Source organism: Deltaproteobacteria bacterium (assembly GCA_016709225.1).
In the GTDB taxonomy this organism is placed as follows: Bacteria; Myxococcota_A; Polyangia; order Nannocystales; family Nannocystaceae; genus Xiheibacterium; species Xiheibacterium phototrophicum.
This window is the reverse complement of sequence record JADJEE010000002.1, coordinates 1170845-1184914: the sequence shown is the minus strand read 5'-3', so window position 1 is coordinate 1184914 and position 14070 is coordinate 1170845. Positions and strand designations below refer to the sequence as shown.

The window sequence follows — 14070 nt, the reverse complement described above, 5'->3', positions numbered from 1 at the left end:
GATGCTCGGCAAGCTCGATCCGGCGGCGCTGCTGTGCGGGGCCGCGCTCGCGTGCGGGTCCTGCCGTCGCGTCGAACAGACCGACGAGGCCGCGTCACCCGTGAACGTCGATGCAGACGCCGAGGCCGCCGAGCCGGTGCCGGTGGGACCGTCGGCCCCACCGCCGAGCTTCGAGGGCCGCCCGATCGCAGCGACCATGAGCCATCACGGCGCCGAGTGGCTCACGCGACCCGAGCGCGAGGTCGAAGAGGATCCCGACGCGCTGCACCGCGCGCTGGCGCTGCGCCCCGGCCAGGTCGCGTGCGACGTCGGGGCCGGCAACGGTTACCACAGCCTGCGGATGGCCGCGGCGGTGGGCCCCGACGGGCGCGTCGTCGCCAGCGATCTGCAGCCCGAGATGCTGGCGTTGCTGCGCGAGCGGGCCGATGCAGCGGGCCTACGCAACATCGAGACCGTCAGCGCGAGTCAGACCGATGCCGGGCTCCCTGCCGGTGGCTGCGATCTCGTGCTGCTGGTCGATGTCTACCACGAGCTGGCCGATCCATCGGCCATGCTCGCGTCGCTGCGGGCCTCACTGTCGCCGGAGGGACGGCTCGTGCTGGTCGAGTTCCGCGGCGAGGACGACGCCGTGCCGATCAAGCCCGAGCACAAGATGACGCGCGATCAGGTCCTGCGAGAGCTCGAGCCCCGCGGATTCCGGTTGGTGCAGGACGTGCCGGGTCTGCCGTGGCAGCACGTGCTCGTGTTCCGTCGCAGCTGATTCGCGGTTGCCCCCGGCGGCGCAGCCGTGGCATCCTCGTGCGCATTGGAGTGTGCACATGCGTAGGTTCATGCGTGGGATCGGGTGGTCGTCGTGTTCGTGTCTATTGGCCATCGCGTGCAGCGACGACGGCGTGTCCGCCAGTGGCGAGACCGGATCGAGTGGTGACGCCACCTCGGCGACGACCGCATCGACGGGCACGCTCGACGGTACCGACACGATGACCACCACCAGCGCGAGCACGGCCGCGCCGACCACCACGGACGCCACCACCGGGCCGGGCGACACCGAGTCGGGCACCACGGTGGCGGACTCGAGCGGTGGCGGCAGCACCGGTGGCGGCAGCAGCGGTGGCAGCGGATCCGACAGCGGCAGCAGCGACACCGGCTCGAGCTCGGGTGGCATGGGCTCGTCGAGCAGCGGCGAGGCCGTGCTGCCCGACATCAGTGGCTCGCATCTGCTGGTCATCTCCACCACGCTGGCGCCCGATCTGCCGCTGCAGTACGACGTCACGGTGGTGCAGACCGCCAACGGCGGCGGCGCGCTGCTCGACATCTCGATGCAGCCGCTCACGCTCGACGTCGGCAGCACGACCACGCCCCGCCTGCCGCTGGGCGCCCCGCTCGTGTTCGACGACGTCGCGGTGGCCGCCGACGGCAGCTTCTCGATCGACGTCGGGCAGCTCGACATCGACGGCCTGACCAACCCCGTGACCGGCAGCGATGCGACCGCGCAGAACGTCGTGCTCGACGGTCAGCTCGTGAGCGACGACAGCTGGTGCGGGACCGTCACGGGTGATCTCACCGTGCCGTTGATGTTCGACCTCGGGGGCACCACGTTCGCGGGCACCGGCTACGTCGGCGCGCTGCCGGCGGTCTCGGACCTCGGCTGCTGAGCCGGGTGCGATTGGGTCGGCGCCCTCGGTCGTCCTCGAACGAGGCCGTCGAGCGCAGCCCCGCAGGCGAGGGGGTCGGCGGCGTCGGTGTCGACGTCCGCCTCACGCGTCGCCGAGTCGTCGCAGCCGGGTGAACGCGCGGTTGAGACAGCGGGTCAGCGGAACCTCGCCGTCACCATCGAGCCAGTGATCGATGGCGGCCTCGAGCGCGGTCGCGAGCGCGCCGGCGAAGACCGCGGCCTCGAGGTCGTCGCGGGCGTGCTTGGTGCGGCGCAGCAGCTCCGCGAGGGCCGCACGCAGCACGCGGAGGTCGCCGGCGGTGACCTGCAGCAGCGCCGGGGTCGCGCGCATGAGTCGAGCGCGGCGCAGGATGCGATCGCGATCGCTCGCATACACCTCGGCCAGTGCCCGCTGCAGCGCGCGCTGCATCGCATCGATGACCCCGTGGGTCTCGAGCTCCTGCGTCAGCACGGCCAACAACATCGGGTCGTACTCGTCCCACAGCACCACGCGCTCCTTGCTGCCGAAGTTGCGATAGATCGTGGCCGGCCCCACCTCGGCGGCGGCGGCGATGGCCTCGATCGACACCGCGTCCCAGCCGTCGCGCTCGAAGAGCTCGAGCGCGACCGCCTGGACCCGGCGCATCGCGACCAGGCGTCGGCGGGTGCGTCCGTCGACTTGACTATCGAGAGCATCTCTCATATGATAGATTCTATCAGAATCGAGGCGCCGATGGCCGACCCCACCCTGCGCGAGCGTCTGCTCGCCGATCACGACGCGATCCCGACCTCCGCGCTACGACGCCTGTGGCGGACCGGGCGCAGTGCGCTCGGCGTAGGCGCGGCGCTGGTGCGCAGCCGTCGCGGGGACGAGCTCGACCTCAGCCAGCTCGAAGGCGTGGTCCACGAGCTCGGGGGCTTGAAGGGCGTCGCGATGAAGGTGGGCCAGATGCTCGGCTACCTCGACGCCGGCATGCCACCCGAGCTGCGGCAGATGATGTCGACGCTGCAGACCGCGGCACCCAGCGCGCCGCTCGAAGAGGTGCACGAAGTCCTGCGCGAGGCACTCGGCGAGCGCGCGCAGGCGCTGATCGACACGCTCGAGCCCGCGCCGCTGGCGGTCGCGAGCATCGGTCAGGTCCATCGCGCGTGCCTGCCCGATGGTACGCAGGTCATCGTGAAGGTGCGCCACCGCGGCATCGAGGCGGCGCTGCGGGCTGACTTCCGCTCGGCCTCGCTGGGCAAGGTCTTCGCCGCGATCGCGGGCACGCCGGCGATCCGCGACATCATCGAAGAGGCGCGCACGGCTTTCCTCGAGGAGTGTGACTTCGAGCTCGAGGCGTCGCGGCAGCAGCGGTTCGGCGAGATCTTCGCCGACGATCCCGATGTCGTGATCCCGGCGATCGAGCCCGCGTGGTGCGGGCCCGGCGTGTTGGTGGCCCGGTTCGTCGGTGGCCGCTCGCTGGCCGAGTTCCTCGCGACAGCGCCCGCGCAGGCCGAGCGCGATCGCATCGGCGGCGCGCTGTTTCGCTTCTGGGTGCGGACCCTCTACCGCGAGGGCCTGTTCCACGCCGATCCGCACCCGGGCAACTTCGCGATCCTCGACGACGGCCGCGTCGCGCTCTACGACTTCGGCTGCGTGCGGCAGTTCGACCGCCCGCTGCTGCAGGGTTTCGCGCGCCTGGGCGAGGCGACCCGACGCGACGACCCTGCGGCGATGTCCGCCGCGATCGCGGGCCTGGGCGGCGTGCCGCCCGGCGACGACGCCGGCCGAGAGCATCTGCGTCAGCTGCTGCGCGGCTTCTTCGGCCCGCTGCTGCACGAGGGCGCGCGCGCGATCGCGGCGGACGAAGGCTTCGAGGCCCGCACGATCATGCGCGACAAGCTGGCGGTCGGCCGGCTGCAGCTGCCGGGTCGCACGCTGTTCCTGTTCCGCCTGCGCTTCGGGCTCTACGCCGTGCTCGCACAGCTGGGCGCGGTGCTCGACTGGAGCGCACTCGAGCGCAGCTGGGCGCGCGCGCTGGTGGCGTGACGCCTGCGCCCGCGTCGGGCCGTCAGAGCCCGTGCTTCTTCATGCGATCGATGAAGGTCACCCTCGACATGCCGAGCCGGCGGGCCGCTTCGCTCTGGTTGCCGTCGCTCGCCTGCAGGGCCTCGGCCAGCAGGCGGTGTTCGAAGGCCGCCACCTGCTGGCGGAAGCTGCCGCCGTCGGTCGCGGCGACGCTGCGGCGCGCGTGGGCCTCGGGGCCGATGCGTCCGCCGCCCGACAGCGCGACCAGCCGTGCGATGGTGTTGTCGAGCTCGCGGATGTTGCCGGGCCATCGCTGCGCCGTGAGCTCCTCGATGAGCTCCGGCGTGAGCTCGACGTCGTCGAGCCCGAAGCGCGCGGCGTGGCGCAGCGCGAAGGCCTGCGCCAGCGCCGGGATGTCCTCCCGCCGTGCGCGCAAGGGCGGCACCACCAGCTCGACCACCGCGAGGCGATAGAACAGATCCTCGCGAAAGCGGCCGGCCGCGACCCAGGCGCGGAGATCACGGTGGGTGCACGCGACCAGCCGCACGTCGACGCGGCGCGGTGCATCGGCGCCCACGCGACGGATCTCGCCGTCCTGCGCCACACGCAGCAGCTTCGCCTGCAGTCCCGGCGGCAGCTCGGCGATCTCGTCGAGCACGAGCGTGCCGCCGTCGGCCTGCTCGAAGTAGCCGCGGCGCTCCGCGATCGCCCCCGTGAAGGCGCCGCGCACGTGGCCGAACAGCTCGGACTCCGCGAGCGACTCCGGCACGGCCGCGCAGTTGAATCGCACCAGTGGACCGCTCGCGCGCGCGCCGTGGACGTGCAGCAGCGCCGCGATCGCCTCCTTGCCGGTGCCCGTCTCGCCGGTGACGAGCACGTGCACGTCGCGGGGCGCGACCCGCTCGACGAGCGCCAGCAGCCGGCGCAGCGCCGGTGAGTGGCCGACGATGCGATGACCGATCGCACGCTCGGCGGCGGCGATGCGATCGCGCCGGCGCAGCAGCGCGAGCTCGGCTGCGCGATCGACCACGTGCCGCAGCTCGTCGACGTCGAACGGCTTGGCCAGGTAGTCGTGGGCGCCGGCCTTCATCGCCGCCACGGCGGTGCGCTCGGAGCCGCGGGCAGTCAGCAGGATCACCGGCACCCCGGGGCGCTCGTCGCGGATCCGTCGCAGCAGCGCGAGCCCATCCATGCCCGGCATCGAGAGGTCGGTGACGACCACGTCGACGCCCTCGAGCAGCGCGAGTGCCTCCTCGGCCGATCCCGCGCGGGCGGTGGTGTGGTGCTCGAGCACCTCGCCGAGCGCGTAGGTCACTGCGGGCTCGTCATCGACGAGCAGGATCTTTGCCATGGTCTCCCCCGGTGGGTAGCGACACGGTGATGGTGGTCCCGCGCCCGGGCGTGGATGCGATGCTCAGGTCGCCGCCGTGCATCCGCGCGACGCTGCGGGCGAGCGCGAGTCCGAGGCCGGTGCCGCCCTCCCGCCCGCTGCGGAACGGCTCGCCGGCCGTCGCGGCCGCCTCGTGGGTCATGCCCACGCCCTGATCGTGCACACGCAGGTGCACCGACGTCGCATCGCTCGCGCTCGCGAGCGTCAACACACCGCCGCGCGGCATCGCCTCGATCGCGTTGCTGCAGAGGTTGGTGAGCGCCTCGCGTAGCCGCCGAGGGTCCGCGAACACCCGCGTGGCGGCGATCTCGAGCGCGATCGTGACGCCGGACTCGGCCGCACGGGCCTCGAGCACGAGCGCCAGCTCGCGCAGCAGCGCGACGAGGTCGACAGGCTCGGGCGCGACGTCGGTCAGGGGGCGCGCGAGCGAGAGGTACTCGGACAGCGTGTGCTCGACGCGATCGATCTCCGACAGGGCCACGCGCATGCGCTCACCCTCGCGTGCGCTCGCTGGCGCCGCGGCGGCGAGCTGCACCAGCGCCTTGATCGAGGTCAGCGGATTGCGGATCTCGTGGGCGACCTTGGCCCCGAGCGCCTCGGCCTCTCTCGCGCGCGCGGCCGCCTCGACGATCGCGCCGCGCCGCATCGCGTCGAGCGCGGCCGCGGTGCGCACGTGGGCATCGCCGAGTCCGACGATCGCGAGCCAGAACAGCGCCAACGCGACCAGCCACGAGACCGCCGCGATGCGACCGGCCGCCGCGGGCACCGGTCCCACCGGCGGCATCAGCAGCAGCACCGCCGCGATCATCACTGCGGCGCCGAGCACGAGCCGCGCGCGCCGGCTGCGGCCGAACGCGGCCAGTGCCACGACCACCGGCGCCGCGAGCACGGGTAACAGTGGGCTGGCCATGCCACCGGTGCACGCGGCCGCGAACGCGAGCGTCGCGAGGGTCGCGAGCAGCGAGATCGTCAGCCAGCGCTCGCTCACCAGGCGTCGACGCAGCACCAGTGCCTCGATCGTGAACGCGGACAGACCGATCGCGAAGGTCGTCGCGACCAGCAGGAGCTGCCAGCGCGGTGCATCGGTGGCCGCGAGCAACGCGGCGTTGGCCGCCACGCCGCAAGCGACCACGGCCGGCCGCAGGCGCAGGAACGCCGTCGAGGCGGCGCGCAGCTGCTCGACGCGCAGGCGATCGTGGGCTTCCACCGAGGGCGAGCATGCAGCCAAGCGCTGCGCTTGGGAACCGCATCCCAAGTCTGTCGAAGCCGCGACAGCCTGTCGGAATTCCGACAGCCGTCGAACCCACGCGTCCACCCGCAATCGAAGCGGCGCGGCTGCGGCATGGCCGATGCACTGGCGTTCGCCGACATGAACGCATCAGTCATCGCCGCGCGCATGCGCGTGCTCCTCGGCCTCGTCCTCTGGCTCGCGCTCGCGCTCGTGCTCGGCGCCAGCGGTGTGCTCACGATCGAACGGCGGCCGCTGGTCCCGCTCGCGATCGCAAGCTCGACGATCGCCCTGGTGCTGCTGGGTCGCCGCCGCGGCGCGCTCGCGACCGTGGCACAGAGCATCGACGTGCGCGTGCTGATCCTCTTCCATGCGATCCGCGCTCCGATCGGCGCCGGCTTCCTCGCGCTCGGCGCCGATGGACGCCTCGATCCGCTGTTCGCCGAGGTCGCCGGCTGGGGCGACATCGCGGTCGGCATCACTGCCGTCATCGCGGCGATGGGTGGCGCGCGGCCGAGCGCGACCTGGATGCGGGTGCGGCTGGTGTGGAACGCGTTCGGGCTGGCCGACATCCTCGTGGTCCTCGTGATCGCCCAGTCGATCCTGCTCGGCTCGGATCACCCGCAGACGATGGCGGGCCTGCTGGTGATGCCGTGGCCGGTGATCCCGCTGTGGGTGGTGCCGCTCGTGCTTGCCACCCATGCACTCTCGTTTGCACGCCTGCGCGCCGGGAGGCCCGCGTCGACGGCGAGCGGCCGGCTCGCGGCGCCGACGTAGCGCGGGGGTCGAGCGCGGCGCATGCAAGCTTCGCGAATGCGCCGCCGCGGGGAACTCAGCGTGGCGTGGCCTCACCGGCCCGGCGGGCTCGCATCGATCGCACCCAGCGATCGAAGTCGTCGGCGGTGGTCTCGACGAGCTCGCCGGCGTCCTCCATGCGCGCGAGCGCTTCGCGGAGCTCCTGCTTGCCGCGGCGCAGGCGACTGCGCACGGTGCCGTGGGGGATCTCGAGGATGTCGGCGAGCTCCGCCGACGTGAGGTCTTCCCAGTAGTAGAGCTCGAGGAGCACCTGCAGATCGAGCGGGATGCGTCGCAGCGCCCGCAGCAAGGCGCGCTGCTCGGCGCGTTCGCACAGCAGCGTGTTGGGCCCCGCCCCGGCGGCGATCGGCTCCTCGACGATCTCGGCCATCGGACCGCGCCTGGCGAAGCGCTCGCGCTGCTTGAGCAGGCGGTGCCGGGCGATCGCGAACAGGAAGGTGCGGAAGCTGCTCTCGGCGCGGAAGCTGTCGCGGCTGCGCACGCACTCGAGCAGGGTCTCTTGCACGAGGTCGTCCACGTCGGCGCCGAGCTTGTTGCAGAAGAAGCGGAACAGCGCCTCGAAGTGGCGCTCGAACAGCTGCTTGCCCGCGCCGACGTCGCCGGCGCGCCAGCGATCGAGCAGGTCCAGGTCGGCGTCGTCGGGCATGCGCGGCTAGAAGGTAGCAGCCTCCGGAGATCCGATGCGGACCTCGTGCGCGCCCGGGCTTGCTACCATGCGACCCGAAGGCCTTGCCCGAGTCGATCGACAGCGACGACGACGATCTCGACCTCGCAGCGGTCGACGTCGATCGCGAGGGCCTCGAGGTCCAGCAGGTCCGCGCGCGCGCGTACGCCAAGCTGTTCGGCGAGGCGCCGCCCGATCCGCCCACCGCACGCATCGGCCGCTTCGAGCTGCGTCGCGAGGTCGGTCGTGGCGGCATGGGCGTGGTGTACGCGGCGTTCGATCCGCAGCTGCAGCGGGCCGTCGCGCTCAAGGTCGTGCGCGCCGCCGGGGTCGAGCGCGGCGCCCGTGGACAGCGTCGACTCCTGCGCGAGGCACGGGCGGCGGCGCGGCTGTCCCATCCCAACGTCGTGACGATCTACGAGGTCGGCGAGGAGGCCGGCGCAGTGCACATCGCGATGGAGCTGCTCGACGCGGTCACGCTGCGACAGCACGAGCAGCGGCTGCGCGGCGATGCGCGGGCGATCGCGCGGGCCTATCTCGCCGCGGGGCGCGGGCTCGCGGCCGCGCACGCGGCGGGCCTCGTGCACCGCGACTTCAAGCCCGACAACGTGCTGGTCGCCCGCGATGGTCGCGTGTGCGTCACCGACTTCGGCCTCGCGATCGCACGCGGCGACGCCGACGACCGCGACGAGTCGGGCGAGCTCCCGCAGCTGCGCGCCGACGACCTCACGACCCACGGCGTGCTCGGCACGCCGCCGTACATGGCACCCGAGCAGCTGCGGGGCCAGGGCGCGACCGCGCTCGCCGATCAGTTCGGCTTCTGCGTCGCGCTGTGGGAGGGCCTCGCGGGGCGACGACCGTTCGCCGGCGACGACGTGCCCCAGCTGTGCGCCGCGATCGAGGCCGCACGCTTCGCGCCGGTGGCCGAGGGCGCGCAGTTCCCCGCCGCGCTGCGGGCGATCTGTCGACGCGGCCTCGCGGCCGATCCGGCGCGGCGCTTCGCCTCGATGGACGCGCTGCTCGATCGCTTGGCGACGGCGATCACGCCGGCGCGCTCGCGGCTGCTGCCGGTGTTCGCGGTGGCGGGCCTCGTGGGCGGCACGGCGCTGTGGTGGCGCAGTGAGCAGCAGGCCTGCAGCGGTGGCGGCGATCGCATCGCGACCGTGTGGCACGCCGATCGGCGCGCGGCCCTGGGGCGCGCCTTCGTCGACACTGGGCTGCCGTTCGCGGCCGACGTCGCGCGCGAGCTCGATCGCCAGCTCGAGCAGTACGCCCAGGCCTGGCAGGACGGCTATCGCGAGGTCTGCGAGCGCACGCGCGTGCGCGACGAGGCCTCGGAGACGGCGCTCGATCACGGCATGGCCTGCCTCGACGATCGTCTCGCGCGCCTCGACGCGACGCTCGGCGTGCTCGAGCGTGTGGAGCCCGAGCTGGTGGAGTCGGCGCTCGCGGTCAGCTCGTCGCTGCCCGCGCTGGCGCCGTGTCGCGCCGCCGATGCGCCGGCCGGGGCGATCGCGCTGCCGGAGGACCCGCGGGCGCGCGCCGCCGTGCAGGCGCAGCTGTCGGCGATCGAGCAGGGCGCGGCGCTGCGTCGCGGCGGTCGACCGCAACAATCCGATGCTGCGCTCGCCGAGGCCATCCACGCTGCCGCAGCGCTGGGCTATCCGAGCCTGCTCGCGCTCGCGCAGCTCGAGGCCGGCGAGACCGCGCTCGCGCTGGCCGACGAGGCCCGCGCGGCATCGTTGCTCGAGCAGGCGATCACCGCTGGCGACCCTGCGACCATCGCCCACGCGTCGGTGGCCGAGGCTGCCGTCACGCTGCAGCAGGGCGATGCCCGCGGTGCCGTGGCGGTCATCCGCGCGGCACGCATCGCCGTTGGTGCGGCCGGCAACGCGCCGCCCTTGCAGGCGCGGCTGTGGCAGCTCGACAGTCGCGCCGCCTATGCCCGCGGTGATTTCGCCCGCGCGCTCGAGGATGGTCGTCGTGCGCTCGCGGTGGTGATCGATCTGCACGGCGAGCGCAGCCTCGAGGCCGCGGCTGCGATCCACGTGATCGCGGCCGCGTTGCACGGTCAGGGGGCGTGGCGCGACGCGGTCGACGAGAACGAGCGCGCGCGAGTGATCCGCGAGGGCCTGCTCGGCCCCCACCATCCGCTGGTCGCGGAGTCGTGGACCAACCTCGGCGGCTCGTGGCTCGCGCTCGGCGAGCTCGAGCGCGCGCGGCAGTGCTATGCCGAGGCGCGCGCGATCGACCTCGCCGCCTACGGCGAGGAGCACCCCGCGGTCGCGGAGCTGCTGCTCAACCGCGGCACGATCGCCGCGCAGCAAGGCCAGCGCGAGGCGGCGCAGGCCGACTTCGATCGAGCGCTCGCGATCCTGCAGCAGCGTCTCGGCCCCGATCACGTGCGCGTGGCCCCGGCGCTGCTCGACCTCGCCGGGCTCGCGCTCGAGCGCGGTGACCTCGAGATCGCCGCGCGCCAGGCCCAACGCGCGCTCGAGCTGTTCGAGCTGCATCGCGGCGACGCGCACCCGAGCCTCGCGATCCCACTCGGTTATCTCGCCGCGATCGCGAGCGCACGCGGGGATCACATGCGTGCGGTCGAGCTCTCGCGCCGCGCACTGGCGATCCGCGAGGCCGCCCTCGGCGCGCAGCATCCGATGGTCGAGCGCTCACGCGCGCAGCTGCGCGACGCCGAGGCTGCGGCTGCGGGGGGGCAGCGCGTAGAGAATGCGGCCGCGCCATCGGGGTGAGCCCCACGCGGAGCGCATCGGTGGCCCACTGGCCAACGCTCGGCCGAGCAGCGGCTCGCGGGCGCTCGTCATCGCGCGTGGCGATCGGTCGCGGATGCACGGCCGGAGTGCTGGTGACGCGCTGCCGCGGTGTGTAAGATCGCTGCGCTCGAGACCCAGCGTTGCCGGAGGCACAACAGACATCGCGGAACTTCGGGTTCCTGGTCGTTCACGATCCGCTGCTCGACCAGCTCGGCGCGTTGGCGGAGCGGTACTTCGCGGAGGATCCGAGCACGTGCCTGGTCAAGCTGCGGCAGTTCGGAGAGGTCCTCGCGCAGCGGACGGCCGCGCGGGCGGGCCTGTATACGACGCCGCAGGAGAGCCAGGGCGAGCTGCTCGGGCGGCTGCGTGACGCGGGGCTGCTGCCGCGCGAGGTCGGCGACCTCTTCCACGGGCTCCGGAAGGTGGGCAACGTCGCGACGCACGACATTGCGGGCACGCACCGCGACGCGCTGTACCAGCTGCGGATGGCGGCGAAGCTCGGGGCATGGTTCCACCGCACGTTCAGGGACCGCACCTTCAAGCCCGGCCCATTCGTTCCCCCGCCCGATCCCAAGGCGGAGAGCGCCGCACTCGCGGCCGAGCTGCAGCGGCTTCGCGAGGAGGTCGCCGCCCAGCAGAGCGCGGCCGAGGCGGCGCGCGCCGAGGCGGCGGCCGCGGCGAGGGACAAGCTCACCGCGGAGCAGCGCGCGGAGCAGGAGGCCGCGGATCGGGCGATCTGGGAGCAGCTCGCGGCGGACGCCGAGAGAGAGCAGGCCCGCCTCGCGGAGGAACTCGCGGCACTGCAGAGCCAGGCGACCGCACCATCCGCCGCCGAGGTTGCAAAGATCGCCGAGCGTGCGACTGCGGCTGCAGAGCACCTCGAACTCGACGAGGCCGATACGCGGCGGTTGATCGACGAGCAGCTCCGAGCGGCGGGGTGGGAGGTGGACTCGGCCGAGCTAACGTACGCGAAGGGGGCGCGCCCGATCAAAGGCAAGAATCTCGCGATCGCAGAGTGGCCGACCAGTAAGGGTCCGGCGGACTACGTGCTGTTCGTCGGGTTGATGCCCGTTGCCGTGATCGAGGCGAAGCGCAAGGCCAAGGACATACCCGGATCGCTCGAGCAGGCCAAACGCTACAGCAGCGCCTACGCGATGCCGGCCGAGCAGATCACGCCTGGGGGCCCGTGGGCGAAGTACCGGCTGCCGTTCCTGTTCGCGACCAACGGCCGGCCATTTCTTCGTCAGCTGCAGACCAAGAGCGGCATCTGGTTCCTCGACGGGCGCCGGCCGCAGAACCTGTCGCGGCCCCTCGAAGGCTGGTTCACCCCTGGCGGTCTCGCCGCGATGCTCGAGCAGGACATCGACCAAGCCGACGCCCAGCTCGCGGCGGAGCCGACCGAGTATCTGGGGCTGCGCGACTACCAGATCGCGGCGATTCGCGCCGCCGAGGCGGCGATCGAGCGCGGCGATCGGACGTGCCTGCTGGCGATGGCGACCGGCACGGGCAAGACCCGGACGTGCATCGGGCTGACGTACCGGCTGCTCAAGACCCGGCGATTCCGGCGGGTGCTTTTCCTGGTCGATCGCAGCGCGCTGGGCGAGCAGACCGCGAACGCGTACAAAGACGCGCGGCTGGAGAACCTGCAGACGTTCACGCAGATCTTCGACATGAAGGAGCTCGACGACATCAAGCCCGACTCCGACACCAAGCTCCAGATCGCGACCATCCAAGGCATGGTCAAGCGGATCCTCTTCCCCACCCGCGAAGAGGACATCCCGACGGTGGATCAGTTCGACTGCATCGTGGTCGACGAGTGCCACCGCGGGTACCTGCTGGACCGCGAGATGGGGGACGTGGAGTTCCAGTTCCGCAGCGAGGGCGACTACATCTCGAAGTATCGCCGGGTGCTGGACCACTTCGATGCGGTGAAGATCGGGCTGACCGCGACGCCGGCGCTGCATACCACGGAGATCTTCGGGCGGCCGGTATTCCAGTACAGCTACCGCGAGGCGGTGATCGACGGCACGCTCATCGATCACGAGCCACCGATCCAGATCGTCACGCAGCTGGCCGAGGACGGGATGCACTGGCGCGCGGGCGAGCAGATGCAGCTCTACGATCCCCACGCAGGGACGCGCGACACCGTGCTGCTGCCCGACGAGGTCGACCTCGAGATCGACAGCTACAACCGGCGGGTCGTGACCGAGAACTTCAACCGGGTGGTGTGCGCGACCTTGGCCGAGCACATCGACCCGAGTCTCGAGGGCAAGACGCTCATCTTCTGCGCGACCGACAGCCACGCGGACCTGGTGGTGACGCTGCTCAAGGCGGCGCTGGCGGAGAAATATGGTGAGGTCGAGGACAATGCGGTCCTGAAGATCACGGGGGCGGCGGACAAGCCACTCGAAATGATCCGGCGGTTCAAGAACGAGGTGAACCCGACGATCGCGGTGACGGTGGATCTGCTGACCACGGGGATCGACGTGCCGTCGATCTGCAACATCGTGTTCCTGCGCCGGGTCCGCAGCCGCATCCTGTACGAGCAGATGCTCGGGCGGGCGACCCGGAAGTGCGACGAGATCGGCAAGGAGGTCTTCCGGATCTTCGACGCGGTCGACCTGTACTCGGGGCTCGAGGCGGTCAGCACGATGAAGCCGGTGGTCGCGGATCCGAAGATCCCGTTCGCGCAGCTGGTGCAGGAGCTGGCGGCCGCGAAGGCGCACGACGTCGCGCAGGCGGTGCTGGATCAGCTGGTCGCGAAGCTGCAGAGCAAGCACCGGCGGATCAAGGGCGGCGCGGCAGAGCAGTTCGAGACGGCCGCCGGGATGACGCCGAAGGAGCTGGTGGTGTGGCTGCGCCACGAGTCGCCGCAGGCGGCGTCGGAATGGTTCGCCGGGCACGGGCCGGTGGTGACGATGCTGGATCGCAGTGCGGGAGATGGGTCGCGGCTCATCATCTCGGACCACGAGGATGTGCTGCGGCGGGTCGAGCGGGGGTACGGCAAGGGCGAGAAGCCCAAGGACTACCTCGACAGCTTCGCGGGGTACCTGCGCGACAACCTGAACCAGGTGCCGGCGCTGCTGGTGGTGACGCAACGACCACGCGAGCTGACGCGGGCGCAGCTGAAGGAGCTGCGGCTGCTGCTCGACGAGGCGGGGTACACCGAGGCGGCGCTGCAGACGGCGTGGCGCGAGACGACGAATCAAGACATCGCCGCGTCGATCATCGGGTTCATCCGCCGCGCGACGCTGGGGGACGCGCTGGTGTCGTACGGCGAGCGGGTGGACCGCGCGATGAAGACGATCCTGGCGAGCCGGCCGTTCACGCAGCCGCAGCGCAAGTGGCTGGAGCGGATCGGGCAGCAGCTGCGGGTCGAGACGATCGTGGACAGGGAGGCGTTGGATCGCGGCCAGTTCAAGACGGGCGGCGGATTCAAGCACATCAACAAGGCGTTCGACGGGCAGCTCGAGTCGATCCTCGGCGACCTCCACGAGGCGCTGTGGGCGACGGCGGCGACGGCGTGATCAAAGCGA

General features: G+C 72.0%; 10 protein-coding genes. 6 read left to right on the top strand and 4 right to left on the bottom strand.

Annotation, left to right across the window (positions count from 1 at the left end):
- Position 1 precedes the first annotated feature (1 nt).
- The gene (locus IPH07_19185) at positions 2-760 is read left to right on the top strand and encodes a methyltransferase domain-containing protein (GenBank protein MBK6919526.1); all 759 of its coding nucleotides are present in this window, start codon (positions 2-4) and stop codon (positions 758-760) included.
- A 58-nt stretch (positions 761-818) separates the two neighbouring features.
- Positions 819-1655, top strand: a complete 837-nt coding sequence (locus tag IPH07_19180; GenBank protein ID MBK6919525.1) for a hypothetical protein — start codon at positions 819-821, stop codon at positions 1653-1655.
- A 102-nt stretch (positions 1656-1757) separates the two neighbouring features.
- Here the strand turns inward: IPH07_19180 and IPH07_19175 are convergent, their stop codons facing one another.
- Positions 1758-2300 (bottom strand): TetR family transcriptional regulator, encoded by a 543-nt coding sequence (locus tag IPH07_19175; protein ID MBK6919524.1) that lies wholly within the window; start codon positions 2298-2300, stop codon positions 1758-1760.
- Between the two features lie 33 nt (positions 2301-2333).
- Here IPH07_19175 and IPH07_19170 point away from each other — a divergent pair, with 33 nt between their 5' ends.
- Positions 2334-3686 (top strand): AarF/ABC1/UbiB kinase family protein, encoded by a 1353-nt coding sequence (locus tag IPH07_19170; GenBank protein ID MBK6919523.1) that lies wholly within the window; start codon positions 2334-2336, stop codon positions 3684-3686.
- A 22-nt stretch (positions 3687-3708) separates the two neighbouring features.
- Here the strand turns inward: IPH07_19170 and IPH07_19165 are convergent, their stop codons facing one another.
- Together IPH07_19165 and IPH07_19160 are read right to left on the bottom strand one after the other, a co-directional pair.
- The gene (locus IPH07_19165; protein ID MBK6919522.1) at positions 3709-5016 is read right to left on the bottom strand and encodes a sigma-54-dependent Fis family transcriptional regulator; all 1308 of its coding nucleotides are present in this window, start codon (positions 5014-5016) and stop codon (positions 3709-3711) included.
- Positions 4991-6262: a HAMP domain-containing histidine kinase gene (locus tag IPH07_19160; protein MBK6919521.1), complete on the bottom strand. Its 1272-nt coding sequence runs from the start codon at positions 6260-6262 to the stop codon at positions 4991-4993. The genes IPH07_19165 and IPH07_19160 overlap by 26 nt, the downstream gene beginning before the upstream one ends.
- A 162-nt stretch (positions 6263-6424) precedes the next feature.
- Between IPH07_19160 and IPH07_19155 the strand changes: the two genes are divergently transcribed.
- Positions 6425-7060, top strand: coding sequence for a hypothetical protein (locus IPH07_19155; protein MBK6919520.1), 636 nt, complete (start codon positions 6425-6427; stop codon positions 7058-7060).
- A 55-nt stretch (positions 7061-7115) separates the two neighbouring features.
- Here IPH07_19155 and IPH07_19150 read toward each other — a convergent pair whose 3' ends face one another.
- On the bottom strand, positions 7116-7745 hold the full coding sequence (locus IPH07_19150) for an RNA polymerase sigma factor (protein MBK6919519.1): 630 nt from the start codon (positions 7743-7745) through the stop codon (positions 7116-7118).
- Between the two features lie 83 nt (positions 7746-7828).
- On the opposite strand from IPH07_19150, the gene IPH07_19145 reads away from it, so the two are divergent.
- Complete coding sequence (locus IPH07_19145; protein MBK6919518.1) at positions 7829-10513, top strand: serine/threonine protein kinase; 2685 nt, start codon at positions 7829-7831, stop codon at positions 10511-10513.
- 161 nt (positions 10514-10674) lie between these two features.
- Positions 10675-14061 (top strand): type I restriction-modification system endonuclease, encoded by a 3387-nt coding sequence (gene hsdR, locus IPH07_19140; protein MBK6919517.1) that lies wholly within the window; start codon positions 10675-10677, stop codon positions 14059-14061.
- The last annotated feature ends 9 nt before the right edge of the window (positions 14062-14070 follow it).